Annotated in this window: 17 protein-coding genes; 12 read left to right on the forward strand and 5 right to left on the reverse strand. The window is 72.8% G+C overall.

All coding sequences use genetic code 11. The features are described from left to right. Window positions 1-124 precede the first annotated feature (124 nt). The 7 genes from NQ165_RS09010 to NQ165_RS09040 all read left to right on the forward strand — a co-directional run bounded on the left by NQ165_RS09010 (window position 125) and on the right by NQ165_RS09040 (window position 14,753). Window positions 125-697: a DNA-3-methyladenine glycosylase I gene (locus NQ165_RS09010; protein ID WP_308495340.1), complete on the forward strand. Its 573-nt coding sequence runs from the start codon at window positions 125-127 to the stop codon at window positions 695-697. 132 nt (window positions 698-829) lie between these two features. Next, window positions 830-6,916, forward strand: a complete 6,087-nt coding sequence (locus NQ165_RS09015) for an Ig-like domain-containing protein (RefSeq protein ID WP_257532776.1) — start codon at window positions 830-832, stop codon at window positions 6,914-6,916. A 29-nt stretch (window positions 6,917-6,945) separates the two neighbouring features. Then, window positions 6,946-7,917 (forward strand): MoxR family ATPase, encoded by a 972-nt coding sequence (locus NQ165_RS09020; RefSeq protein ID WP_257533136.1) that lies wholly within the window; start codon window positions 6,946-6,948, stop codon window positions 7,915-7,917. After that, window positions 7,914-9,224 carry a DUF58 domain-containing protein gene (locus NQ165_RS09025; RefSeq protein ID WP_257532778.1) on the forward strand — a complete coding sequence of 437 codons (1,311 nt, stop codon included), beginning with the start codon at window positions 7,914-7,916 and terminating at the stop codon, window positions 9,222-9,224. Before NQ165_RS09020 ends, NQ165_RS09025 begins: the two co-directional genes overlap by 4 nt. Next, a complete protein-coding gene (locus NQ165_RS09030; protein WP_257532780.1) occupies window positions 9,221-11,557 on the forward strand; it encodes a transglutaminase domain-containing protein in 2,337 nt (778 codons plus the stop codon). The genes NQ165_RS09025 and NQ165_RS09030 overlap by 4 nt, the downstream gene beginning before the upstream one ends. Continuing rightward, window positions 11,554-13,065: an FHA domain-containing protein gene (locus NQ165_RS09035; RefSeq protein WP_257532782.1), complete on the forward strand. Its 1,512-nt coding sequence runs from the start codon at window positions 11,554-11,556 to the stop codon at window positions 13,063-13,065. The genes NQ165_RS09030 and NQ165_RS09035 overlap by 4 nt, the downstream gene beginning before the upstream one ends. Further along, window positions 13,065-14,753: a serine/threonine-protein kinase gene (locus tag NQ165_RS09040; RefSeq protein WP_257532784.1), complete on the forward strand. Its 1,689-nt coding sequence runs from the start codon at window positions 13,065-13,067 to the stop codon at window positions 14,751-14,753. Before NQ165_RS09035 ends, NQ165_RS09040 begins: the two co-directional genes overlap by 1 nt. Window positions 14,754-14,755: 2 nt before the next feature. Here the strand turns inward: NQ165_RS09040 and NQ165_RS09045 are convergent, their stop codons facing one another. Together NQ165_RS09045 and NQ165_RS09050 are read right to left on the reverse strand one after the other, a co-directional pair. Continuing rightward, entirely contained in the window at window positions 14,756-15,247 is a 492-nt protein-coding gene (locus NQ165_RS09045; protein WP_257532786.1) for a recombinase family protein, read from the reverse strand. Between the two features lie 49 nt (window positions 15,248-15,296). Further along, a complete protein-coding gene (locus tag NQ165_RS09050; RefSeq protein WP_308208985.1) occupies window positions 15,297-17,057 on the reverse strand; it encodes a sodium:proton antiporter in 1,761 nt (586 codons plus the stop codon). A gap of 88 nt (window positions 17,058-17,145) precedes the next feature. Between NQ165_RS09050 and NQ165_RS09055 the strand changes: the two genes are divergently transcribed. After that, window positions 17,146-19,509: an excinuclease ABC subunit UvrA gene (locus tag NQ165_RS09055; RefSeq protein WP_257532787.1), complete on the forward strand. Its 2,364-nt coding sequence runs from the start codon at window positions 17,146-17,148 to the stop codon at window positions 19,507-19,509. Window positions 19,510-19,726: 217 nt separating this feature from the next. Here the strand turns inward: NQ165_RS09055 and NQ165_RS09060 are convergent, their stop codons facing one another. Beyond that, entirely contained in the window at window positions 19,727-20,749 is a 1,023-nt protein-coding gene (locus tag NQ165_RS09060) for a malate dehydrogenase (RefSeq protein ID WP_257532789.1), read from the reverse strand. 101 nt (window positions 20,750-20,850) lie between these two features. On the opposite strand from NQ165_RS09060, the gene NQ165_RS09065 reads away from it, so the two are divergent. Both NQ165_RS09065 and pip read left to right on the forward strand, forming a co-directional pair. Continuing rightward, complete coding sequence (locus NQ165_RS09065) at window positions 20,851-21,726, forward strand: neutral zinc metallopeptidase (RefSeq protein ID WP_257532791.1); 876 nt, start codon at window positions 20,851-20,853, stop codon at window positions 21,724-21,726. Continuing rightward, on the forward strand, window positions 21,723-22,763 hold the full coding sequence (gene pip / locus NQ165_RS09070) for a prolyl aminopeptidase (RefSeq protein WP_257532793.1): 1,041 nt from the start codon (window positions 21,723-21,725) through the stop codon (window positions 22,761-22,763). Before NQ165_RS09065 ends, pip begins: the two co-directional genes overlap by 4 nt. Window positions 22,764-22,785: 22 nt before the next feature. On the opposite strand, the gene NQ165_RS09075 is transcribed toward pip, so the two are convergent. Then, the gene (locus NQ165_RS09075) at window positions 22,786-24,000 is read right to left on the reverse strand and encodes an acetyl-CoA C-acetyltransferase (protein WP_257532795.1); all 1,215 of its coding nucleotides are present in this window, start codon (window positions 23,998-24,000) and stop codon (window positions 22,786-22,788) included. After that, the gene (locus NQ165_RS09080) at window positions 23,997-25,235 is read right to left on the reverse strand and encodes an acyl-CoA dehydrogenase family protein (protein ID WP_257532797.1); all 1,239 of its coding nucleotides are present in this window, start codon (window positions 25,233-25,235) and stop codon (window positions 23,997-23,999) included. The genes NQ165_RS09075 and NQ165_RS09080 overlap by 4 nt, the downstream gene beginning before the upstream one ends. Window positions 25,236-25,328: 93 nt before the next feature. On the opposite strand from NQ165_RS09080, the gene NQ165_RS09085 reads away from it, so the two are divergent. Both NQ165_RS09085 and NQ165_RS09090 read left to right on the forward strand, forming a co-directional pair. Further along, complete coding sequence (locus NQ165_RS09085; protein WP_257532799.1) at window positions 25,329-25,967, forward strand: QsdR family transcriptional regulator; 639 nt, start codon at window positions 25,329-25,331, stop codon at window positions 25,965-25,967. Between the two features lie 14 nt (window positions 25,968-25,981). After that, entirely contained in the window at window positions 25,982-26,395 is a 414-nt protein-coding gene (locus NQ165_RS09090) for a thioesterase family protein (protein WP_257532801.1), read from the forward strand. The last annotated feature ends 179 nt before the right edge of the window (window positions 26,396-26,574 follow it).

Consider the following 26,574-nt stretch of genomic DNA (forward strand, 5'->3'; position numbering starts at 1 on the left):
CGCGGGGGGCGCCCACCCCGCCGCACCCGCCCCCTCCGGCCCCGCCCGGGCGGGGGGGGGCCCCCACCCCCGCCCGCCCCACTCTCCCCGCACCGCCGTCGTCGTCCGGCCGTAGGGTGGCGGGGTGAATCCCGCCATCCGTATCGGCCCCGACGGCCTGGCCCGGTGCGCGTGGGCGGACGCCGACGACGAATACCGCCGCTACCACGACGAGGAGTGGGGTCGCCCGCTGCACGGCGACCGCGCGCTGTTCGAGAAGCTGAGCCTCGAGGGCTTCCAGGCCGGCCTGTCATGGATCACGATCCTCCGCAAGCGCCCGCGGTTCCGGCAGGTGTTCGCCGGCTTCGACCCCGCCGTCGTCGCCGACTTCGACGAGAGCGACGTCGAGCGGCTGATGGCGGATGCCGGAATCGTGCGCAACCGGGCGAAGATCCTCGCCGTCATCGGCAACGCCCGCATCGTGCGCGAGTGGGACCCGGGTGAGCTGGACGCGCTGATGTGGTCGTTCGCGCCGTCCCAGCGCGCGGAGCGCCCGACGACCTTCGCAGAGGTGCCCGCGGTCACCCCGGCATCCGCGGCGCTGTCGAAGGAGCTGCGCCGGCGCGGCCTGCGCTTCGTGGGCCCGACGACCATGTACGCGCTCATGCAATCGGCCGGGATGGTCGACGATCACCTCGTCGGCTGCTGGCGCGCGTGAGCCCGACGGCATGGGGAGTTCTCCCCACAGGAGCGGCGCGCCGATCACGTTAGGGTGGACAGCGGCGCCGACGAGAGAGTCGGACCCGACGCCACGCAAATCGCTGGATGAGACAAGGGGGATCGTCCTTCCATGAGGTCCTTTGCGTGGATCGGTGCGCGCCCGCGCACCCTGGCGTCGGCGGGCATCGTCACCGTCTCCGCTCTGGCGATCACCACGATGGCGTTCCTCTACGAGGGGTTCCCGACAACCGACGTCGAGCTCAACGACGGCTCCGTCTGGGTCACCAAGCAGGACAGCTACCTCGTCGGACGCTTCAACGACGCCTCCGGCGTGCTGGACGCCGGGCTGCGCACGGTCTCGGACACCTACGACATCGTGCAGCACGGCCGCACGGTGCTCGTCCTCGACGAGGAGAACTCCTCCGTCGCCCCTGTGGACGTCGCCACGGTCTCCACGACCGCCGATGTCGACATCCCCGCGGGGTCGTCGGTGGGCGTGGGCGGCGACACGGTCTCGGTGCTGGAGCCGACCGACGGCGCGCTGTGGGTCACCTCGCCCTCGGCCCTGCAGGGCTTCGCCGCCGCTGCGGACGACCCCGTCGCCAGCTTCGGCAAGGGCGCCGTGTCGGTCACCGGTGCCGACGGCACCGTCTACGTCGCCTCTCCCGAGCAGGGGACGGTCACCACGGTGCGCCCGGGTCCCGAGCAGGCCGACGTCTCGGCGCAGGAGGTCGAAGGGCTCGACAAGGGCGACGACGTCGCCATCACGGTCGCCGACACGACGCCGGTGGTGCTGAACCGCACGGACGCGCGGCTGTGGGTGGCGGGTCTCGGCCTGCGCGACCTCGACGGCGTCGCCGACGCGGTGCTGCAGCATCCCTCGACCTACAGCGGCCATGTCGGCTACGCGACCCCCACCAGCCTCGTGACCGTGCCGCTCTCCGACGGTCCCATCGCCGAGGTCGAAGCCGGTGGCACCGGTGCGCCCGCCGCGCCCGTCTCCCTCAAGGGCTGCGTCTACGGCGCCTGGGGAGGCTCTGCCCGGTTCGCGCGCGACTGCCCGCACGACACCGACGACCTGGTCTCCGACATCCCCGGCATGGCGGCGGATGCCGCCGTGGTGTTCCGCGTGAACCGCGACGTCGTCGTGCTCAACGACGTCGTCGCCGGCTCGGCGTGGACGGTCACCGACGCGCTCGAGCTCGTCGACAACTGGGACGACATCATCCCGCCGGAGGGTGGTGACGAGACCGACCAGACGTCGACGGAGGTGGCCGAGGAGACGTCGCTGCCCGAGCGCACCGAGATCAACCACCCGCCGGTCGCCGAGGACGACGACTTCGGCGTGCGGCCGGGACGCACCACCGTGCTGCCCGTGCTCGACAATGACAACGACCCCGACGGCGACGTGCTGACCGCGACGGCGCAGGGCGGGGTGTCGATCGGGGAGATCGCGCCCATCTACGGCGGGCGCGCGCTGCAGATCACGGTTCCCGAGGGCGCGACCGGTCGGGACGTGTTCACCTACGAGGTGAACGACGGCCGCCCTGGCGGCACCGACCAGGCCACCGTCTCCCTCGAGGTGCGACCCTGGACGGTGAACCAGGCGCCGGTGCAGCGCAAGGTGCCGGTGGTGGTGGTCGAGCAGGGCGGGCAGGTGACCTACAGCACCCTGCTGGACTGGGTGGACCCCGACGGCGACGACATGTTCCTGCGGTCGGCCGTCGTCGATGGCGGTGACGAGGTCGATTTCGCCTCGGACGGCGAGATCACCTTCCGCGCCGTGGGCTCGGTGCAGGGCCGGCGCGAAGTGGCGATCACCGTGTCCGACGGCGACAAGGACACCGTCGGCGTCGTGCAGGTCGATGTGCGCCCGGTCGGCTCCACGAAGCCGATCACCACGCCCGATCACGTCGTGCTGCGGGTGGACGAGAAGGTCACCGTCTCGCCGCTGGACAACGACGTCTCGCCCAGCGGCGCTCCGCTGCGTCTCGCCCGGGTGACCGAGGTCGCCGGTACCCGATTGCAGCCCGACTACAACGCCGGAACGTTCTCGTTCGCGTCGTCGACTCCCGGCGTCTACTACGTGCAGTATCTGGCCACCGACGGGCCGCAGACGGTGATCGGCCTGGTCCGCATGGACGTGCTGCCCCAGGCGGACGCCGACGAGAAACCCGTCGCCGTGCGCGACGTGGCGCTGCTGCCTTCCGGGCAGGATGTGCGCATCGACGTGCTCGCCAACGACTCCGACCCCTCCGGCGGCATCCTCGTGGTGCAGTCGGTGACGGTGCCGCCCGACGCCCGCGTCTCGGTTGCCGTCACCGACCACCGCTACCTGCTCGTGACCGACCAGTCGGGTCTGTCGCAGCCGGTGACCATCCAGTACCAGATCTCCAACGGACGCCACTCCGCGCAGGGCGACGTCGTGGTGATCCCCATCCCCGCCCCCGCGCAGCTGCGCCCGCCGGTGGCCGCCGACGACTCCATCGTGGTGCGCGCCGGAGACGTGGCGACGATCCCGGTGATGGAGAACGACTACCACCCCAACGGCGACGCGATCCGGGTGCTGCCCGACCTGATCGACCCGTTGATGGACCCTGCTGACGGCGAGGTGTTCGTCTCGGAGGACACGTTGCGGTTCCGCGCCGGTCCCGAGGCCAAGACCGTCTACGCCACCTACGAGGTCGCCGACTCCCAGGACCAGAAGGATGCCGGCTACGTCACCATCCAGATCCTCCCCGTCGACGCGGAGAACAACCAGGCGCCGCGCCCGCGCGACCTGACCGCCCGCGCGCTCAGCGGCACGGCGGTGAAGATCCCGATTCCGCTCGACGGGATCGACCCGGACGGCGATTCGGTGCAACTGGTGGGCGTGGCATCCGCGCCCGGCAAGGGTCGCGTGCTCGAGGTGGGACAGAACTTCCTGCGGTACGAGCCCTTCGGCGACGCCACGGGCACCGACGAGTTCACCTACACGGTGCAGGACCGGCTCGGCCGCTCGGCGACCGCCTCGATCCGCGTGGGCATCGCCCCGTCGGCGGCGGTGAACCAGGCGCCCTTCGCGGTGAAGGACGTCGTGCTGATGCGGCCGCAGCGCACCGTCGCGGTGCCTGTCACCGTGAACGACTCCGACCCCGAGGGCGACGAGATCGTGCTGCTCGAGAGCGGGCTGGAGGTGCCCGAGGGCATCGAGGCGTCGGTGACGGGTGACCGCGTGTTCATCACCAGCGGTGAGGAGCCGGGGACCAAGACCCTCACCTACACGATCCGCGATGCGCAGGGCGCGTCGGCCGTGGGCGCCCTGGTGGTCACGGTCGACCCGGACGTGCCCCTGCAGGCGCCGATCGCACGCGATGACCGGGTGACCATCGCCGACATCGGCGACGGCGAGACGGTCGACGTCGAGGTGCTGCTCAACGACGAGGACCCCGACGGCGTGCGCGATCGCCTCGCGATCACCACCGACGAGGAGGACGTGTCGGTGCGCTCCGGCGGTGTCGTGCGCGTGCCCGTGCTGCCGGAGGCGCGCGTCGTGCGCTACGACGTCACCGACGGCGACGACCTGTCGGCCGCGGCGTTCATCCACGTGCCCGGCATGGCCGACCTGCGCCCCTCGCTGCGCACGACCGGTGGCATCGAGGTGATGAGTGGGGAGCGGGTGCAGATCCCCCTCGCCGACCACGTGCTCGTCGCCGGTGGCGGCCGGGCGATCGTGACGGAGGCGGCCAAGGTCTCGGCGGTGCACTCCAACGGCGAACCGCTGGTCAAGGACGCCGACGTGCTCGTGTACACCTCGGCGGACGGGTACCACGGGGCGGATGCCATCACCTTCGAGGTCACCGACGGCACCGGCCCCGACGACCCCGAGGGCCGGGTCGCGACGCTGACGCTGCCGATCACCGTGCTGCCGCCCGACAACGAGCCGCCCACCCTCTCGGGCGCGGCGCTCACCGTGTCGCCGGGCGAGGAAGCCGCGACGCTCGACCTGCGGGCGCTGGCATCCGACCCGAACGAGGAGGACGAGCTCACCTTCCGCCTGGCCGGATCGGTGCCGGACGGCTTCTCGGCCTCGGTGTCCGACGCAGTGCTGAGCGTGTCGGCGGACACCTCCACCCCCAAGGGCACCATCGCGCCGATCCAGGTCGAGGTCACCGACGGCGAAAGCGACCCCGTCGCAGCCACGATGACCGCCACGGTCACGGCATCCAGCCGCCCGCTCGCCGTGGCCAGCGACGACGTCCTCTCCGAGGCGCCGCAGGGCGTGACGCAGACGATCGACGTGCTCGCCAACGACCAGAGCCCGTTCCCCGACCAGCCGCTGACCGTCATCGACGCGCAGGTCGAGGTGGGACAGACCAAGGGTCAGCCGCGGGCACTGCCCGACGGCCGCGTCGAGGTCACCCCGGGGGCGGAGTTCGTCGGCAGCCTCGTGGTGCGCTACCGGGTGCGCGACGCCACCGGCGACGCGGACCGCGACGTCGACGGTCGCATCCGCCTCACCGTGCAGGGGCGTCCCGAGATCCCCGGCACGCCCACCGTCTCGAGCGTGCAGGATCGCACCGTCGTGCTGTCGTGGACGCCGCCGTCGAACAACGGCGCCGAGATCACGTCGTACACGGTCACCTCGACCGCGGGGAACTACACGAAGACGTGCGCGTCGACGACGTGCACGCTGGACGGGCTGACCAACAACGTCGAGTACAACTTCACCGTCACGGCGACGAACCGCGTCGGCACCTCCGACGCGTCGGCGCCGTCGGCCACCGCGCGCCCCGACGCGCGACCGGACACGCCGCAGCCCCCGCGACTGGGCTTCGGCGACCGTGCGCTGGACATCTCGTGGACGACGCCGACGACACCGGGATCGCCGGTGGAGTCGTTCGACCTCGAGATCTCGCCCGCGCCGCCGTCCGGTGCGACGCAGAAGACCGGCGTCACCGGCAACGCGTTGCGGTGGGAGGGCCTGGAGAACGGCACCTCGTACCAGGTGCGGGTGCGCGCCGTGAACCGCGCCCCGGAGCCGTCGAGCTGGAGCAGCTGGTCGCCGAGCGAGATCCCGGCGGGCCCGCCGGCCGCACCCGCTGCGCCCACCACCGCCCGGCTCTCGCCGGTCGGAACGCAGGCGCAGCTGCAGGTGAACTGGTCGCCCCCGGCGGCGAACGGCGACCCCATCAGCTCCTACACGCTGCAGGTGATGCGCGGCGGCGCCGTCATGACCACCCTGGAGAACATCGGCGGCGGGGTGACCTCGCAGGCCGTCAATGTGGAAGCCTCGACCACGGACTACACGTTCTCGGTCGCCGCCACCAACAAGGCGGGGCGGGGCGCGTTCAGCGCCACCTCGGCCCCGATCCGCGCCTTCGTGAATCCGGGCGCGCCGGGCGCCGCACAGGCCCGACCGGGTGACCGGCAGCTCGTGGTCACCGCGCAGGCCGCTGCGGGCAACGGGGCGAACCCGGCGGAGCTCGACTACCAGTACTCGCTCAACGGCGGCGAATGGCGCGGCGACTGGGCCGCGCTGGACAAGAGCGCCACCATCACCGGCACGATCGCCGGTCTCGGCAACGGGACCGGTTACTCGGTGCGCCTCCGTGCCGTCAACAGGATGGACGCCGCCTACGCCAGCGCCGCCTCGCCGGCGTCGAACCAGGTGGTCCCGTACGGCAAGCCGAACACGCCGGGGGTCAGTGCGCAGCGCGACGGCACCTCCGTGGTGTTCAGCTGGTCCAAGCCCGCGCTCAACGGCCGCGACGTGACGGTGCAGATCAAGGTCAACAACGGCGGTTGGGAGAGTGTCGCGGCCAACGGCAGCCGCCGTGTGGGCAACGGCTACGACCAGACGCACGGGATCCGCGTGCAGGCCGTCGACACCGAGGGTCAGGTCAGCGCCGCCGGTTCCGCACAGGCCTCCACCGCGCCTCGGCCCGCGCCGCAGAACGGCGCGCAGACGGCGAAGGGCGCGGTGACGGGCGGGTGCGCCACGACCTGCTATTTCCTGACGGTGCAGACCGAGCGGGACTTCCCCGCGGGGAACTATCGCTACCGGTGCCTCGCGAACGGCAGCCAGTTCAACGACTGGGAGGGCCCCGTCTACTTCGCCGCAGGCGGGACCACCCCACTGCAGTGCTGGTACGGAAACCCGGGGCGGGGGCACACCGTTCAGGTGCAGCTCCCGGGGGTGCCCGACGCGAGCCAGCCGAAACCCACGACGTGGTGATGACTGACCAACCCGAGGAGATGCGCAAGATGACGATGACCGTGGAGCAGGCCGCCTGGTTCCGTGACACCTTCACGCGCCTGGCCGACAACGTCGGTCACGCCGTGCTCGGCAAGGACGAGGTGGTGCGTCTCGTGCTGACCGCCATGCTCGCCGAGGGGCACGTGCTGCTGGAGGATGCCCCCGGAACCGGCAAGACGAGCCTCGCGCGCGCCCTGGCGGCCACCGTGCAGGGCACGAGCAGCCGCATCCAGTTCACGCCCGACCTGCTGCCGTCGGACGTGACGGGCGTGACGATCTACGACCAGGCCACCCACCGGTTCGATTTCCACAAGGGACCCGTGTTCGCCCAGGTGGTGCTCGCCGATGAGATCAACCGCGCGTCGCCCAAGACCCAGTCCGCCCTGCTGGAGGTCATGGAGGAGTCACGTGTGACCGTCGATGGCGTCGCCCACGAGGTGGGGCGGCCGTTCCTCGTCATCGCGACGCAGAACCCCATCGAGCAGGCCGGCACGTACAAGCTGCCCGAAGCGCAGCTCGACCGCTTCCTGCTGAAGACGACGATCGGCTATCCCGACCTCGCGGCCGCCGAGCGCATCCTCGCCGGCTCCGCCGACCGCAACCCCACCGCACACCTCACGCCCGTGATCACCTCCCACGCCGTGGCGGAGATGGCCGACCTCGCGGCCACGGTGCACGTGGACCCGGTGCTGCTGCGCTACGCCGCGCAGCTGGCCGAGGCCACCCGTGACACCCGCGAGACGACCCTCGGGGTGTCGGTGCGCGGCATGCTCGCGATCGTCCGCGCCGCCAAGGTGCGCGCGGCATCCGACGGTCGGCACTACGTGCTGCCCGACGACATCAAGGCGCTCGCGCTGCCGGTGTGGAGCCACCGACTCGTGCTCGACCCCGAGGCGGAGTTCTCCGGCGTCACCGCAGCCGGCATCCTGCAGCGCGTCCTCGAGGACACCCCGGCGCCGCAGGCGCGCGCGGCGGCATGACGGCCGCCGCCGAGCCCGCCACCCCGTCGCTGCCCCGGCGGGGTGCCCGCCGCACGGTCACGGCGGCTCCGCGCCGAACCCTGCGGGCGCGGTACGAGGCGTCCGTCGCGCCCGTCGTCGGGCCGATCGTCGCGCCGGTCGCGCGCCGGATGGGACGCGTGCTCGGCGTCGTCACCCCGCTCGGAGCCGGCGTCGTGGTCGCGACCGTCGTCGCCGGTCTCGCCGGGGCTGTGCTGGGGTGGTGGGAGCTGACCACCCTGGCCCTGTGCGGCGTGGCCCTGCTGGCGGTGTGCGCCGGCTTTCTCATCGGACGCACCCGCTACGACGTGTCGCTGGATCTCACGCGCCAGCGCGTGGTGGTGGGAGAGCGCGCGGTGGGCAGCCTGACGCTGCGCAACCCCGGCACCCGGGCCATCCTGCCCGCGCGCGCCATCCTCCCCGTCGGGCAGGCCCGTCCGGTGTTCGAGGTGCCGCGGCTGGCACCCGGGGCCGCCCACGACGACCTCTTCGCCATTCCCACCACCCGTCGTGCCGTGCTCACCGTCGGCCCGGTCAGCGCCGTGCGCGGCGACCCGCTGGGCATCTTCCAGCGCACCCAGGCGTGGAGCGATCCGCTGGAGCTGTTCGTGCACCCGCACACGGTGGGGCTCGACGGGATGTCGGCCGGGTTCCTGCGCGATCTCGAGGGCCTTCCGACACGCGACCTGTCACGGGACGACGTGTCCTTCCACGCCCTGCGCCCCTACGCCCCGGGCGACGATCGCCGCCACGTGCACTGGCGCTCGACCGCGCGCACGGGAACGCTCATGGTGCGACAGTTCGAAGACACCCGCCGTTCGCACATCGTGGTCGCGCTGTCGCGCAACGCCGCCGAGTACGCCGATCCCGAGGAGTTCGAGCTGGCCGTCTCCGCCGCCGGCTCGATCGCGGTGCAGGCGCTGCGTGACGACCGCGAGATCTCGGTGATGAGCCAGGACTTCGGCGTCCCCACCGTCGCCGGCAGGCCGCTGCTCGATGCCCTCTCGCGCATCGAGACGGGGCACGCGGTGGCGTCGACCCCCGAGCTCGCCGCCCGCGTCAAGACCGAAGCGCTGCAGGCGAGCATCGTCGTCATGCTCACCGGCTCGCGGGTCTCCACGTCGGTGCTGCGCTCCGCCGCACGCACGCTGCCCTCGGGCGCGCGGGTGCTGGGGGTGTCCTGCACGCAGGGAGGGCCACCGGATCTGCGGCGGCTGGGGGACGCCACGGTGCTCACCCTCGGCGCGCTGTCGGATCTTCCCGTGGCGCTGCGGCGGGTGCTGGCATGACCGGCCCGGGCGCGACCCCGGTCGCATCGCCTCGCCTGCCGGTGCGCGCCGCCGTGGACCTCGCCGCCGTGGCGGTGCTCATCGGCGTCTCCATCGTCGGGTTCGGCCCGGCCTTCGAGACCTCGTTCTTCCTCGTGACCGGCTTCGGCGCCCTCCTGATCGGCCTGGGCGTGGCCGTGGCGGGCGCGCGGCTGCGCTGGGGGCTGCTGCCGGTGGCCGCCCTCACCGTCGCGGCCTACTTCCTCTTCGGCGCCGCGCTGGCCGTCCCCGCCACCGCGCTGGGCGGGGTGGTGCCGACCCTCGACAGTCTGGTGACCCTCGCCGGCGGGGTCGTGTTCTCATGGAAGCAGTTCGTCACCGCCGTCGCGCCCTTCGAGGCATCCGACGCGTTCCTGGTCGTGCCGTATCTGTCGGTGCTGCTGACCTCGGTCATCTCGGCGTCGGTCGCCCTGCGCGCCCGGGCGTACGGCTGGGCTCTGCTGCCGGCGGGGGTGCTGCTCGTGCTGGCGATCGCGTTCGGCACCACGCAGCCCGCCGCGCCGCTCGTGCAGGGAGCCGTCTTCACGGTGGCGGCCATCGGGTGGACGGCCTACCGCCGCGCACTCGCGACGCGGCAGCAGTCCGCCGAGGCGGGCTCCATCGTGACGCAGAAGCCCGCCCGCCGCCTGATGGCCGGCGCGGTCGTGCTCATCCTCGCGGCCGGGCTCGGCGCCGGCGTCAGCGCCGCCGCGGCGCCGTCGGGCCCGCGCTACGTCGTGCGCGACGCGATCCTGCCCCCGATCGACCTGCGGGACTACGTCAGTCCTCTGCAGTCGTTCCGCGCGTACGTGCGCGACAAGGCCGACGACACGCTGTTCACCGTCGAGGGACTGCCCGAGGGGGCACGGGTGCGCCTGGCCACCCTCGATGCCTACGACGGCGTCGTCTACAACGTGGCCAGTGAGGGCGCGGGAGCGTCGGCCAGCTTCCAGCGGCTGGGCGATCGGGTGCCCGCCGCCGTCGACGGCGAGCAGGCCACCGTCGAGGTGGAGGTCGGCGCGCTGCGCGGCGTGTGGCTGCCCGGCGTCGGCTATCTCACCGGCATCCGCTACGACGGCGACCGCGCCGACGACCTGCGTCGCTCGACGTTCTACAACCGCGCGACGGGCGTGGGCGTGGTCACCTCGGGGCTGCGCGAGGGTGACCGGTACACGCTGGACGTCGTCGTTCCCCGCACCCCCACCCGAGGCGAGCTCGAGGAAGCCGCCGTCGCCCCGCTGCAGCTGCCGCCGCAGAAGAACGTGCCCGAGGGTGCCGCCTCGGTGGCGGGATCCATGGCCGGCGGAGCGTCGTCGCCCTTCGAGCAGGCCGCTGCGCTGGCGACGGCCCTGTCGACCAAGGGGTTCTTCAGTCACGGGCTCGAAGGCGAGGCCGTCTCGCGGGCCGGCCACGGATCGGAGCGCGTTCAGGCGCTGCTGGCCACGCCCGAGCGGATGGTGGGCGATGACGAGCAGTACGCCGTGACGATGGCGCTGCTGGCGGGACAGCTCGGGCTTCCGGCCCGGGTCGTCATGGGCTTCTACCCCGACGAGGATGCCGCCGGCAGCACCTTCACCGCGACGGGCGACAACCTGCACGCCTGGGTGGAGATCGCGTTCGACGAACACGGCTGGGTGGTGTTCGATCCCACCCCGCCCGAGGATCAGATCCCCACCGACCAGCAGACCGTGCCGCAGACCCAGCTGCAGCCCCAGACCCTGCAGCCGCCGCCGCCCGCTCAGGATCCGGTGAACCTTCCGCCCGACGTCCCCGAGGACGAAGGCGCGGACGACGAGGACGACGAGGGGGCCTTCGCCTGGCTGGGCGTGCTGGGTCTCATCGCCGCCGCGGTGGGGCTGCTGCTCGTGCTGGCGGCGCCGTTCCTGGCCGTGCTGCTGCTGAAGCTGCTGCGCTACCGGCGTCGCCGCGGGCGGGGCGCGCCGTCGGAGCGGGCGCAGGGCGCATGGGACGAGATCGTCGACACCGCGCGCGACCTCGGCGCGAAGCCGCCCACCGGCGGCACGCGCCGTGAGGACGCGCGCGAGGTGGCGGAGGCGCTCACGGCGCCCGGGGTGGTCGTCGTGGCCGAGCGTGCGGACGCCGGGATCTTCGGCCCGGGAGAGCCGGCCGACGAGGACGTCGAGGCGCTGTGGCGCGACGTCGACGAGGTCATCGGGGGCCTGCGCGGCTCGGTCGGGTTCTGGCGTCGGCTACGATCGCGGCTGAGCCCGCGGTCGCTGCTGTCGCCTGCGGGCGCGCACCGCCGCACCCCCCGAGGCGGCACTTCACCCGCCGCTGTGAAGGAGCAGCCATGACCGCACCACGCCCTGAGCCGGCCAGGCATCGCCCTGGCGGCGCCTACGCCGTGGCCGCCCCGCACGGCCTGGCGCTGCTGGCCGCCGAGGCCGAGGTGGCGGTCGTGGAAGGGGTGTGGCGGGTGCTCGCCGCCGGCGGAGGCCCCGGCGACGTGCTCGATGCCGCCACCGGTGCAGGTGGACGTTTCGCCGACCTGCCGCCGCTGGCGCTGCTGTTCACCGGTGACCCTGCCCGCGTGCTGCTGCGAGGGGCGGTGGAAGCGCGCGTCACCGACGCCGCCGGGCGCACCTGCGTGCTCAGCGGGGCGGGGGTCGCGACGTGGGCGGAACACGTCGTCGCCGACGCGCACGCCGTGACCCTGACGGTGCTCCCTGCCGAGGCGGACACCGCCCCCGGGCTGCCGCTCGTCGACGGCGTTGCACGCGCCGACGCCATCACCGTGGAGCTGCGCTCCGCGAGCGTGGATGACGGCGACGCGCGCGCGGACGTCTCTGCTGCGGGCGCGGCCGGCGCCGGCACTCGGGCGGATGCCGCGCCTGTGGATGCCGCGCCTGCTGCGGATGCCGCGTCTGTCGCGGCGGCTCCGCCTGTCGCGGGCGCGGCTGCGCCCGGAGGTCTCGCTGCCGCCGGGGTGCCGGTCGCCGGCATCCTCGCCGAGGTTCCCGCCTGGGTGACCGGAGACGTGGAGGCGGCGACGCCCCACCATGCCGTCGCACCCGGCGCTGGCGGCGCGCCCGCCGGTGACGACGGCCCCGCCGCCGCCTCCGGGGAAGGTGCCGTGGCCGCCGATTCCGAGGGCACGCCGACCGGTGGTGACGCCGAGCCGCTCGACACCGTGAAGTCGGACAGCCGCGGGCGGTTCGCGCATCTGTGGGGGGAGACGGTGATGTCCTCGGTGGCCGCCGCCGCCGTGGCCGAACCCGCCGAGGACGACGCCGCCGCACCCGACGCCGGGGCGCGCCCGGCGGCAGCGGATGCCGCAGCGCCGACGCCGCCGATCGGAGCCCCCGCCATCGAGCCGGCCGCCCCCGATGCCGCGGCCGGCCCGCCGCTCCTCCGGGCGGGCGACCACGACGGGGCCACACTCTCCCTCGCCGCGGCACGGGCCCTGCGCGCCCAGCGCGCCGGCGACCTGCCGCCCGTGCCCGCTCCGCCCGTGCCCGGCCCGCCCGCGGTGGGGAGGCTGGAGCTGTCGACCGGCCGCACCCTGCTGCTGGATCGGGACGTGGTCATCGGGCGTCGCCCCCGCGCGACCCGCGTGGGCGGCGAGGCGCCGCAGCTGATCACGGTGGAAAGCCCCAGCCAGGACATCTCCCGCAGTCACATCGAGGTGCGGCGCGAGGGCGAGTCCGCTGTGGTGGTGGACCTCGACACCACCAACGGCACGGTCCTGCATCGCGACGGGGTGAGCCCGATGCGCCTGCATCCGGGGGAGGCGACGATCCTGCTCGACGGCGACGCGCTCGGCCTCGGCGATGAGGTCACCGTCACCTACCGGGAGGGTTGATGAGCGCCGCGCGCCTTCCCGCCTCGCCTCCGGAGCTCCCCGGATTCACCTACCGGGAGCTGCTGGGCTCGGGTGGCTTCGCCGACGTGTTCCTCTACGACCAGGCGCTGCCCCAGCGGCGCGTGGCCGTGAAGGTGCTGCTGGCGGACCGCCTCAGCCAGGGCTCGCTGGACGACTTCGCCGCCGAAGCCAACATCATGGCGCAGCTGTCGACCCATCCCGCGATCGTCACCATCTATCAGGCGGGTGTCTCCGACGACGGCCGGCCGTACCTGGTCATGGAGTACTGCTCCCGACCCAACCTGCAGGCGCGCTACCGCCGCGAACCGTTCTCGCTGGCCGAGGCGCTGCGCGTCGGCGTGCAGGTGGCGGCTGCCGTCGAGACGGCGCACCGCGCCGGCATCCTGCATCGCGACATCAAGCCCGCCAATATTCTCGTGACGGAATACAACCGTCCCGCTCTCACCGACTTCGGCATCGCCACGGCCGCCGACACCGACGCCGAGCTGACCGGCATGTCGATCCCGTGGTCGCCGCCCGAGGCGTTCGCCGAGGCCGGATCGCCGGGCGTCGCGGGAGACGTCTACGCACTGGGCGCCACGGTGTACACGCTGCTGGCGGGCCGCTCGCCATTCGAGCTGCCGGGCGAGCGCAACGGCAGCGCCGATCTCATCCAGCGCGCCCTCACGATGGCCCTGCCGCCGCTCGGTCGCGCCGACGCGCCGGCGTCGCTGCAGCGGGTGCTCGAGCGATCGATGGCCACGGCCCCGGCCGACCGCTACGCCAGCGCGCTCGATTTCGCGCGCGCGCTGCAGCGGGTGCAGCTCGAGCTGAACATGGCCGCCACTCCCATCGACGTCATCGACGACAGCGCCCCCGAGGCTCACGATGACGACGACGACGGCGCACTCACCCGCATCCGCGGGATCGTCAGCATCGATCCGTCGCTGCCGCCGCCCGTCGTGCGGCCCTCCGGGGCGACCGCGCCGGTGGCCGCGACGACGGCGCCGCCGGCGGGCACCACCGTGGGCGCGACGATGCTGCGCCCGGGCGCCGGCGTCCCCGTGTGGCAGAGCGCTCCGCCGGAGGCGACGGTGCGCCGGTCCGCTCCGCTCGGGGCGCTGCGCGACGCGGCGCCTGCGCCCGCCTTCCACGAGCCCGCTCCCGCGGGGGTGGATGCCGCCGGCGGGCACACCGCCCCCGCCGATCCCGCCGCCTCCGACGGCGCCGACGGCGCCGACGGCGCGGAGGCTGCGCCGGCCCGGCCACGCCGGACGGGCGCGCTCGTCGGCGGCATCCTCGCGGCTGTCGTCGTGCTCGGTGGCGCCGGCATCGCGGTGGCCGCGGGGGCGGGACTGCTCGCCCCGGCGCCGGAGCCGTCAGCCGCCCCGGCCGACGAGGAAGGGCCGGTGGACATCCTGCCCGGGGGTGGGGTTCCGGCGGTGGCCGAGCTCACCGGCACCGTCGAGGGCGACAGGGTGGTCTTCGCCTGGCGCAACGGAGCGGCCGAAGAGGGCGACTCGTTCCTGTGGGGGGTGCAGCGACTGGGGGAGGACACCAAGCTGCAGTCCACGACCGACACCACGGTCACCGTCCCGGCGGAGCCGGGCGGCCGCACCTGCATCGAGGTCACCCTGGTGCGCGCCGATCGGCAGAGCTCGCCGACCGCCGAGGTCTGCGCGTCCTGAGATCAGGATGCCCGGGTGGGCACCGGTCCGGTGTCGCCGGTGTGGCTGAGGACCTTCACGATCACGCCGCGGCGGCGCAGCTCGGCGATCGTGCGGGATTCCTCGTCGACGTCGCGGCCCAGGGCGTGCACGGTGGCGACCACGACGACGTCTCCGCGCGAAAGCCGTCCGAACAGCCGGGTGAGGCGCTCCTGCCAGGTCTCCATCGTCTCGGGCGCGGGGTGGCGGAACCCTTCGATCGGCACGCCGAAACGGGACAGCTCGTCGCGCTGCTGCACGATGCTGGGCATGTCGTCGCGGGCGACCACGAGCCCCACGAGCCGCGATCCGGCGGGGCGGGCGAGCCACCAGTCCCGCGACTGCTCGAGGTCCCGGAACGCCGGCGGCAGGGCGTCGGGCTCCACGGGCAGGGCGATGGACTCGGCGTAGTCCGCCGGTGCCCGGTGCTGGTCGTCGAGGCCGGGCGCGGGATCCTGCGGCGTGACATCGATCATCATGGGCTCCTTCGTCCCTTCCATTCTGGCGCAGGGCACCGCGCGATCCTCATTCGTCCTCGCCGCTCAGCCGCAGGCGCAGACTGAGCTCCTCGGCATCCAGCTCCGCCAGGGCGTGACGCAGCGCCTCCGAGCCGAGGCCGCTGCGCGACAGCTCTCCGAGGCGGTCCCTCATGACCGCAATCAGTCGAAGTCGCAGCTCCAGCCGGTCGCGCACCATCACGGTGTCGTCGTCGTCGGGCGCCGCCGCCATCCGCGCGCCGGCGTGTTCGAGCAGCTCCGGCGGAAAGGGTGTCCCGTCGGCGCGTCGCAGCGCGTTGCCGGCCAGCGCCTGCTGCGCCGCCCTCCGCAGCTCGGCGTCGATGCGCTCCTGCTCTTCGCGTGACCGCACGCCGGACTCGGGCGGCAGCCTCAGCAGCCGCGTGAAGAACGGCAGGGTGAGCCCCTGCACGAGCAGGCTGATGAGGGCGACGAGGAACGCGGTGAGGATCAGCAGCTCGCGCGCCGGCGTCTCGCGCGGCAGGGTCTGGGCCGCGGCGAGCGTGACCACGCCGCGCATGCCCGCCCACACGATCACCCCGCCGTGCTTCCAGCCGATCGGCGACGCCTGGTAGTAGTCGATGTCGGCGAACGAGCGGGCCACGCGACGGCGCCACGTCGCCAGTCGGCGCTCGACGCGGGGCCGGTCGACTCTGCGGCCACGTCGGTCGACGGCGCGCGGCGGCGGGTCGTCGAGATAGGTCTCCTCGTAGGCGTCGATGCGGGCGTCGATGGCCCCCAGCCGGGCGCGCTGCGCGCCGTGGGCGCGCCGCCCCTGCACCAGCACCAGGAGCGACACCCAGCCGGTGCGCATGACCAGCACGATCACCAGCGCACCCGCCGCCAGCAGCAGAGCCCGCTGGGGGCCGTTCTGCTCCGCGAGGTTCTGCTCCCACAGGTCCTTCAGCTCCAGACCCATGATGAGGAAGACCGCGCCCTCGAGAACGAGTTCGATCGTGCGCCAGTTGAGCCGGTCCGACATCCGCTGCTCCGCGGTGAACCATCGCGCCGATCCCTGGCCGGTGACGATGCCGGCGACGACGGCGGCCACGAGGCCGGAGCCGCCGAGCTGCTCGGTGGGCAGGTATGCCGCGAACGGGACGGCGAACCCGATCGCGGTGTTGGCCGCGGAGTGGCCCACCCAGGCGCGGAAGCGCAGGGTGAGAAAGCCCACGAGCGCGCCGAGGACGACCGCGATGAACACCCCCCAGGCGAACGCCGCCGCGAACTCGCCCGCGGCGACGGCTCCTCCGGTCGCGGCGGCGGCGATCGCGGTGCGCAGCAGCACGAGGGACGTGGCGTCATTGAGCAGGCTCTCGCCCTCGAGCATCGTCACGACCCGCCGCGACAGGCCCAGCTGCTTCACGATCGACGTCGCCACGGCATCCGTCGGGCTGAGGATCGCGCCGAGCGCGATCGACAGCAGCAGGCCGAGCTCCGGGATCGCCCAGAGGAAGAACGCGGCCAGCGCGAGGGTCGTCAGGACCACCAGCACCACCGACAGCCCGGAGATGGGAGTGAGGTCCCGGCGAAACTCGATCGCCGGCAGCGACACCGCCGCCGAGTACAGCAGTGGGGGCAGGATGCCGACGAGGATGATCTCCGGGTCGATCACGACCGCCGGCACGAACGGCAGCAGGCTCACGCCCAGTCCCACGACGACCAGCAGCAGCGGGCCCGCGATGTTCACCCGGGGGGCCAGCGCCGTCGCCGTGGCGATCACGACCACGCCGAGGATCGCCAGCATGAGGACCATGTCCACGGGCACCACCTCCGTGATGATTGTGCCCCCTCGAGGGCGATCGGGGACTGCGGCTGTCCGCGGTGACGGGCACACTGGGTTCGGAAAGGAGATGCGCATGGCCGATTCCGCCCCCGCCGGCACCGTGCCCGCCGCCTCCGCCGCCGACGCGCACGAGGTGATCCGCGTCGTCGGCGCCCGGGAGAACAACCTGCAGAACGTCGACGTCGACCTGCCCAAGCGGCGTGTCACGGTGTTCACGGGCGTCAGCGGGTCCGGCAAGTCGTCGCTCGTGTTCGGCACCATCGCCGCCGAGTCGCAGCGGCTCATCAACGAGACGTACAGCACCTTCGTGCAGGGGTTCATGCCCACCCTGCCGCGACCCGACGTCGACCTGCTCGAAGGGCTGACCACGGCGATCCTCGTCGACCAGGAGCGCATGGGCGGCAACTCCCGTTCCACCGTAGGCACCGCCACCGATGCCCACGCCATGCTGCGCATCCTGTTCAGCCGGCTCGGCGTGCCGCACATCGGCCCGCCCCAGGCGTTCTCATTCAACGTCCCGTCGGCCACCGGCAGCGGGGCGGTCACCGTCGAGGGCAAGAAGACCGAGAAGCGCGAGTACACCGTCACCGGCGGCATGTGCCCGCAGTGCGAGGGCACGGGCGAGGTCAGCGACATCGACCTCGACGAGCTGTTCGACCGCAGCAAGTCGCTCGCCGAGGGCGCGTTGACCATCCCGGGATACAGCGTCGACGGCTGGATGGTGCGCGGCTACACCGAGTCGGGGTTCGTCGATGCCGACAAGCCGATCGCCCAGTACACGCCGCAGGAGTTGCACGACTTCCTGTACCGCGAGCCGACGAAGGTCAAGATCCAGGGGATCAACATGACCTACGAAGGGCTGGTCCCCAAAGTCACCAAGAGCTTCCTGCAGAAGGACCGCGACGCGCTGCAGCCGCATGTGCGCGCGTTCGTCGACCGGGCGGTGAGGTTCACGACGTGCCCGGCCTGCGGGGGCACTCGGCTGAGCGACGCCGCGCGTTCATCGACGATCGGCGGGGTGAGCATCGCGGATGCCGCGGCCATGCAGATCACCGACCTCGCCGCCTGGCTGCGCACGATCGACGACCCCTCCGTCGCGCCGCTGCTGGCGGGGCTGCGCGACACGATCGACTCGTTCGTCGAGATCGGTCTCGGCTACCTCTCGCTCGACCGCCCGAGCGGCACGCTCTCGGGCGGCGAGGCCCAGCGCACCCGCATGATCCGGCACCTGGGCTCGGCGCTGACCGACATCTCCTACGTCTTCGACGAGCCCACCGCAGGCCTTCACCCCCACGACATCCAGCGCATGAACGCCCTGCTGCAGCGCCTCCGCGACAAGGGCAACACCGTGCTCGTGGTGGAGCACAAGCCCGAGGTCATCGAGATCGCCGACCACGTCGTCGACCTCGGTCCCGGCGCGGGCCGCAACGGCGGCAGCATCATGTACCAGGGTGACGTGGCGGGGCTGCGCGCCTCGGACACCGTCACCGGGCGGCACCTCGACCACCGCGCGCGGCTGAAGGACGCCGTGCGCGGGGGCCGCGACGTGCTCGGCATCCGGGGTGCGTCGCAGCACAACCTGCAAGACGTCGACGTCGACATCCCGCTGGGTGTGCTCACCGTCATCACCGGGGTCGCCGGATCGGGGAAGTCCTCGCTGATCCACGGCAACCTCCCCGCCCGCGACGACGTGGTCGTCGTCGACCAGTCCGCCATTCGCGGGTCGCGTCGCAGCAACCCCGCGACGTACACGGGGCTGCTCGATGGCATCCGCAGCGCGTTCGCGAAGGCGAACAAGGTCAAGCCCGGCCTGTTCAGCGCCAACTCCGAGGGCGCCTGCCCGGCGTGCAAGGGACTCGGGGTCATCATCACCGAGCTGGGCTTCATGTCCACCGTCGAGACGGTGTGCGAGGTGTGCGAGGGGCGCCGGTTCACCGACGAGGTGCTGCAGTACCGCCTGGACGGCAAGAGCATCGACGAGGTGCTGTCGATGTCGGTGGGCGAGGCGGCGGAGTTCTTCGCCACCGGGCCCGCTCACACGACGCTGGCGCGCATGGTCGATGTGGGACTGTCTTACCTGACGCTCGGGCAGCGGCTGAACACCCTGTCGGGCGGAGAGCGGCAGCGGCTGAAGCTCGCGATCTCGATGGCGAAGAAAGGCGCGGTGTACGTGCTCGACGAGCCGACGACCGGGCTGCACCTGGCCGACGTCGACAACCTGCTGGGGCTGCTCGACCGACTGGTGGATGCCGGCAACTCCGTCATCGTCATCGAGCACCACCAGGCGGTCATGGCCCACGCCGACTGGATCATCGACCTCGGCCCCGGCGCCGGGCGCGACGGCGGCCGCGTCGTGTTCGAAGGGACGCCCGCCAACCTCGTCTCGCGCGCCGACACCCTCACCGCCCAGCACCTGCGCGCCTACGTCGCCCGCTGAGGAGCGTGCCCCGCGGCTCGTTGAGCGAGCGCAGCGCCCCCGGGTCGGTGAGCGAGCGGAGCGCCCCCGGGGTCGTTGAGCGAGCGGAGCGCCCCCGGGGTCGTTGAGCGAGCGGAGCGCCCCCGGGGTCGTTGAGCGAGCGGAGCGAGACGAAACGTCGTTCCCGGTGTTCTTGCCGCGCTTCGTCTCGGGCCTGCGGCCCTCGCTCACCGACCGGTTACGACCGAGGGAGGGCGCCGAGCTCCCGCACGGCGTCGCGCTCGGCGGCGAGCTCGGCGACCGACGCGTCCAGGCGGGCGCGGGCGCGGGCGTCGAGATCCAGGCCCTCCACCACGCGGTAGCCCGTGCCGTCGCTGGTGACCGGGAACGAGCACACGAGGCCCTCCGGCACGCCGTACTCGCCCCGCGACACCAGGGCTGCCGAGGTCCATCCCGCGCCGGTGCCCAGCGCCTCGTCGCGCACGTGCGCGATCACGGCGTTGGCGGCCGATGCCGCGGACGACGAGCCACGGACCTCGATGATCTCCGCCCCGCGGCGGGCGACCCGCGGGATGAACACCTCGTCGAGCCAGGCCGCCGCGGCATCCGCACCGCCCAGCTTCTCTGCCAGGGCCGCTCTCACGGGAGCACCGTCCACGGTGGCGTGGTCGATGTCGGGGAACTGCGTGGCGGAGTGGTTGCCCCAGATCGTGACCCCCTGCAGCTGCGCGGGACCGACCTCGAGGGTGGCGGCGAGCTGCGCGACGGCGCGGTCGTGATCGAGGCGGGTGAGGGCGCTGAAGCGCTCGCCGGGGATGCCGTCGGCCGCCGCGGCGGCGATGAGCGCGTTCGTGTTGGCGGGGTTGCCGACAGCCAGCACGCGCACGTCTGCGGCGGCGTTGGCGGCGATCGCCGCTCCCTGCGGCGCGAAGATGCCGGCGTTGGCGGCGAGCAGGTCGCTGCGCTCCATGCCGGCCGCGCGCGGGCGCGACCCCACGAGCAGCGCCCGGTCGGCCCCGGCGAAGGCGACCGCGGCGTCATCGGTGACCTCCACGTCACGCAGCAGCGGGAACGCGCAGTCCTGCAGCTCGAGCGCGGCGCCCTCCGCTGCGCGCATCCCCTGCGGGATCTCCAGCAGGCGCAGGCGCACGGGCTGATCGGGGCCGAGTGCGTCGCCCGCGGCGATGCGGAAGAGCAGTGCGTAGCCGATCTGCCCGCCGGCTCCGGTGATGGTCACGGTGACGGGAGCGATGGCATCCATCCCCTGAGCCTACGGGCGCCGGACGGGCGCGAGCATACCCGACCGGGCCTTCATCGGTCCGGCGCCCACCCTGGACACCGCTGGGGCAGTACCTTGTGCGGGTGACCTTCAACGACAATGCCCGCGTCGGCGGCAACACCGCGAAACGCCGCGGGCGCAATGCCGCCATCGTCGGCGGTGGAACGGTCGGTGTCGGGGCCATCGTGGTGCTGCTGGTCGGCATGTTCACCGGCGTCGATCTCAGCGGGCTGCTGGGCGGCGGTGGCCAGGGGCAGGGGGCGCCCGCGGCCGAGTCGAGGATCGAGGGGTGCGACACCGGCGCCGACGCCAACGCCAAGGACGACTGCCGGCTGGCCGCCGCCTCGCTCAACCTCGACCAGTACTGGGAGCGCGAGCTCGACGGCTACCGGCCGCCGCAGCCGATCATCGTCGACGGATCGACGGAAACCGCGTGCGGCACGGCATCCAACGCAACCGGGCCGTTCTACTGCCCGCCGGAGGAGACGGTCTACGTCGACCCCACGTTCTTCAGCGTGCTGCGCGAGCAGTACGACACCACGGCCGGCCCACTGGCGCAGCTGTACGTGCTCGCGCACGAGTACGGCCACCATGTGCAGCAGATCACCGGGGTCTTCGATCGCTACCCGAACAACGGCACCGGCCCTGACAGCAACGGCGTGCGCGCCGAGCTGCAGGCCGACTGCTTCGCGGGGGCGTGGGTCGCCGATCTGCCCGAGCAGGTCGATGAGGAAGGGGTGCCGTTCATGAAGGAGCCCACGACGACGCAGCTGCGTGACGCCCTGGACGCCGCCGCCACGGTCGGCGACGACAACATCCAGCAGCAGTCCGGCGGCGGCGTGAACCGCGAGAGCTGGACCCACGGCTCCAGCGAGCAGCGGCAGCGATGGTTCGACACCGGCTACGAGGATGGCCCCGCCGCGTGCGACACGTTCTCGGTGTCGGGGGCGGCACTGTGAGCGGCCAGCCGCAGCTCGACGGCATCCTCTACCCGCCGATCGAGCCGTACGAGACCGGCGAGCTGCTCGTCGGTGAGGGCAACCGCGTGTACTGGGAGCAGTCGGGAAACCCCGAGGGCAAGCCGGTGGTGTTCCTCCACGGCGGCCCCGGGGGCGGCACCTCGCCCTGGCAGCGGCGTTTCTTCGATCCGGAGGTGTACCGGATCGTGCTGTTCGATCAGCGCGGCTGCGGGCGCAGCACCCCGCACGCCGGCGACCCCGGCGCCGATCTGCGTCACAACACCACCTGGCATCTTGTGGCCGACGTCGACCTGCTGCGCCGGAGCCTCGGCATCGCCCAGTGGATGGTCTTCGGCGGGTCGTGGGGGAGCACCCTGGCCCTGGCATACGCGCAGGCGCATCCCGCCGCGGTGAGCGAGCTCGTGCTGCGGGGGATCTTCACGCTGCGGGCCCACGAGCTGGAGTGGTTCTACGAGGGCGGGGCATCGGCGCTCTTCCCCGACCTCTGGGAGGAGTTCATCGCCCCGATCCCGGTGCTCGAGCGGACGCAGCTCATCGAGGCCTACCACCGGCGTCTGTCCGACCCCGACCCGGCTGTGCATGTGCCGGCCGCCGTCGCGTGGACGCGGTGGGAGGCGTCGACGGTGACGCTGCTTCCCGACGAGGCGCTGGTGGCCGACATGACCACCCCCGCCGAGGCGACGGCGTTCGCGCGCATCGAGAACCACTACTTCGTCAACCGCGGCTGGCTGCGTGAAGGGCAGCTGATCGAGGACGTGGGGCTGATCCGGCACATTCCCGCCGTGATCGTGCAGGGGCGCTACGACGTGTGCACGCCGATCATGACCGCGTGGGATCTGCACCGGGCGTGGCCGGAGGCCGAGCTCGTGGTGGTGCCGGATGCCGGGCACTCCGCCGCAGAGCCGGGCATCGCCGCCGCGCTGCGCGCCGCCACCGACCGCTTCGCCGCGCCGGCGGACCCCGCCGATTCCTCTGGGTCCTCCGACCCCACCGCCCCCGCCGTCCTCACCGAGTGAGGACGCCGGGGGCGAGCGGGGCTCACTCGCGCGCGAGGACCATCGCCATGCCCTGGCCGCCGCCGACGCACATCGTCTCCAGCCCGTAGCGGCCGCCCGTCGCGGAGAGACCGTTCAGCAGCGTCGCCGTGATGCGCGCGCCGGTCATCCCGAACGGATGACCCACGGCGATCGCCCCGCCGTGCACGTTCAGCCGATCGGGGTCGATGCCGAGCTCCCGGGCCGAGGGGATCACCTGCGCCGCGAAGGCCTCGTTGATCTCCACGAGGTCCATGTCGTCGATGCCGAGACCCGCACGCGCGAGCGCCTGCCGTGACGCGTCCACCGGCCCCAGCCCCATGATCTCCGGCGACAGCCCGCTGACCCCGGTCGAGACGATCCGTGCCAGCGGCTGCAGTCCGAGCGCGTCCACCACACGCTCGGAGACGATGACGACTGCGGCGGCCCCGTCGTTGAGCGGACAGCAGTTGCCTGCCGTCACCGTGCCGTCGGGGCGGAACACGGGATCGAGTCCCGCCAAGCCCGCTTCCGTCACCCCCGCCCGCGGTCCGTCGTCCGCGCGCACCACCCGGCCGTCCGCGAGTGTCACCGGCGTGATCTCCCGGTCCCAGAACCCCGACGCGATCGCGGCTTCGGCCCGCTGCTGCGACCGCGCGGCGAAGGCATCCTGCTCTTCCCGGGTCACCCCGTGCACCTGTGCCACGTTCTCGGCCGTCTGCCCCATGGCGATGTACGGGTCGGGCATTCCGCCCTCCGCTCGCGGGTCGCCCCACCCGGGAGCGTCCGCTGTCGACCGTGACGCGGTGCGCTCGCCGGCGGCAGCGAACAGCGGGTTCACCGCCTCCGGGAGGTCCGCGAATCCGTGCGCGTACTGCGACACCGACTCCACCCCCGCCGAGACGAACACGTCGCCCTCGCCTGCCTTGATCGCGTGGAACGCCATGCGCGTGGTCTGCAGCGACGACGAGCAGTACCGGTTCACCGTCGTGCCCGGCACGGCATCCAGTCCGAGCATCACCGCGACGATCCGCGCGATGTTCATGCCCTGCCGCCCCGCCGGCTGCCCGGTGCCGATCATCAGGTCGTCGATGCGCGCCGGGTCCAGTCCCGGCACGGCATCCAGCGCCGCCTGCACCATCTGCGCGACCAGATCGTCGGGGCGCACGTCGGCGAGGGAACCCTTGCGGGCGCGGCCGATCGGGGAGCGGGCGACCGAGACGATGTATGCCTCGCTCATGCGACGAACGCCTGGATGCCGGTGATCTCGCGTCCCACGATGAGCGTGTTCATGTCGTGCGTCCCTTCGAAGGTGTAGATCGCCTCGGCGTCGCAGAAGGCGCGCGCCGCGCCGTAGTCGAGCGTGATGCCGTTGCCGCCCATCACCTCGCGGCAGAGGGCGACGGTCTCGCGCATGCGGGCCGAGACGAAGGCCTTCGCCATCGCCGCCTGGGCGTCGGTCTGCGCGCCCTCGTCCTGCAGCTGCGACACCCGGGTGCACATCGCCAGGCACGCGGTGATGTTCGACAGCGCGGTGGCGAGCTTCTCCTGCACCAGCTGGAACGAGGCGATCGGCTTGCCGAACTGCTCGCGCGTGGCGGTGTAGCGCACGGCCGCCTCGTAGGCGCCGATGCCGTTGCCCAGCCCCTGCCAGGCGACCTCGGCGCGCGTCAGCCGCAGCACGATCGCGACTTCGGTGAACGACTCGATCCGCTGCAGGCGCAGCGCATCGGGGACGACGACGCCCGTCAGGGTGATGTCGGCGTTCTCCACGGCGCGCAGCGACTGCTTGCGCTCGATCTTGGTGGCCGAGTACCCGGGGGTGGAGGTGGGGACGATGAACCCTTTCATCTCCCCGTCTTCGGTGTCCCGCGCCCAGACCACGGTGATGTCGGAGAACCCGGCGCTGCCGATCCAGCGCTTCGCGCCGTCGATCACCCACTCGTCGGTGCCGTCGGGCGCCGTGCGGCGCGTGGCGGTCGTGCGCAGGCCGCGGGCCGTGTCGGATCCCGACAGCGGCTCGGTGAGGGCGAACGCCCCGACCAGCTCGCCCCGCGCCATCGGCGGCAGCCACCGCTCCCGCTGCTCGTCGGAGCCGCCGACCCAGATCGCGTTCATCGCCAGGCCGCTGTGCACCCCCAGGAAGGTGGCCGTCGAGGCATCCACCCGGGAGATCTCCAGTGCGACCCAGCCTCGGTACAGGGCGCTGTTGTCGTACTGGGCGACCTCGGGGATGCCGGCGCCCAGCATGCCCAGCTCGGCGAACCGGGGGAAGAGGTGCCGCGGGCTCTCCGCCCGCTCCCAGAACTCGTTCGCCCGGGGGGCGACCTCGTCGTGCAGGAACGCGCGGATGCGGCCCAGCTGCGCGCGTTCGGCGTCGGTCAGCGCGCTCTGCAGGTCGTAGAAGTCGGCGTCGAGCCGCTCGGCGGGTGGCGCGTGGGTCGCGTCGGCGGGTGGGCTGAAGGTGAGCGGCATCGCTTCTCCGATCGTCGGTGATCCGGTCTGTCGCCTATCATGCAACATTTCGGAGGATGTTGCATCTCTGTCTTCCGACGGTAGAGTTCCGGCATGTCCACCCCCATGCCGGTCACCGCCGTCATCGCGACGGTGGGGGTGGATGCCGCCCCCTCGTGGCTCTCCGAGCGCCTGGCATCCCACGCCGATGCGCGTCGCGCGTTCGACCTCGCCCGGGAGCAGTTCATCGCCGGGCAGCGGATCGACATGGGCGCGCTCGCCGCCGCGCTGGGGGTGGATCGCACCTCACTGTTCCGCTGGGTGGGCAACCGCGACGCGCTGCTGAGCGAGGTGCTGTGGTCGCTGGCCGTCCCGACGCTCGTTCAGGCCGACCACGCGACGGTCGACCGCGCGGGCGCCGACCGTCTCGCCGAGCTGCTGACCCGCTTCGTCGCGGACCTCAACCAGGCGCCGTACTTCCGCGAGTTCCTGCGGCGTGAGCCTGCGCGGGCGCTGCGGCTGCTGACGACGAAGGAGAGCGAGATCCAGCGGCGCTACGTCGCCACCGCCGAGTGGCTCGTGCGCGCCGAGCTCGGCGACGAGCCGCTGGGGGGCGCGATCGACCCGCGCAACCTGGCCTACCTGCTGGTGCGGGTCTCCGAGTCGTTCACCTACGCCGACCTCATCGCCGGCGACGAGCCGAGTGCCGCCCGCGCACGCACCGCATTCCGCGTGCTGCTGCGCGCCGACTGACCCCTGGAGGACCGATGACGCACTACGGCGTGCGCCGCCCGTTCATGACCCGCTGGCGCGACAACGACCAGTATGGGCACCTCAACAACGTCGTGTACTACGAGGCGATGGACACCGCCGTGAACGCCTGGATGATCGCCGAGGCGGCACTGGACCCGGCGGCATCCCCCGCGATCGCCCTGGTCGTGTCGTCGTCCTGCGACTTCCGCGCCTCGGCGTCGTTCCCCGAGCCGCTCGACGTGGGCATCGGGGTCGACCGGCTGGGAACCACCAGCATCACGTGGGCGCTCGCGATCCTGCGGGAGGGCGCGGACGAGCCGATCGCGGTTGGCCGGTTCGTGCACGTGTTCGTGGATGCCGGCACCCGCCGGCCCGTGCCGGTGCCCGACGCCGTGCGCGCCGCCGTGGAGGCGCAGCTGCTGCGGTAGCGGTGGTTCCCCCCTCTCCCCTCCCCTCCCCGGGGTCGGGGACTTTCCCGCGCCCCGAACCGCGGCCCCGCCCGGTTCGGGAGCCGATACGCGCCCCGAACCGGGTGGGGCGCGGGTTTGGGAGCCGGTACGCGACCCGAACCGCGGCCCCGCGGCATGTGGGAGCCGATACGCGACCC

This window comes from Microbacterium sp. zg.Y1084, from assembly GCF_024623595.1.
Classification (GTDB): Bacteria; Actinomycetota; Actinomycetes; order Actinomycetales; family Microbacteriaceae; genus Microbacterium; species Microbacterium wangruii.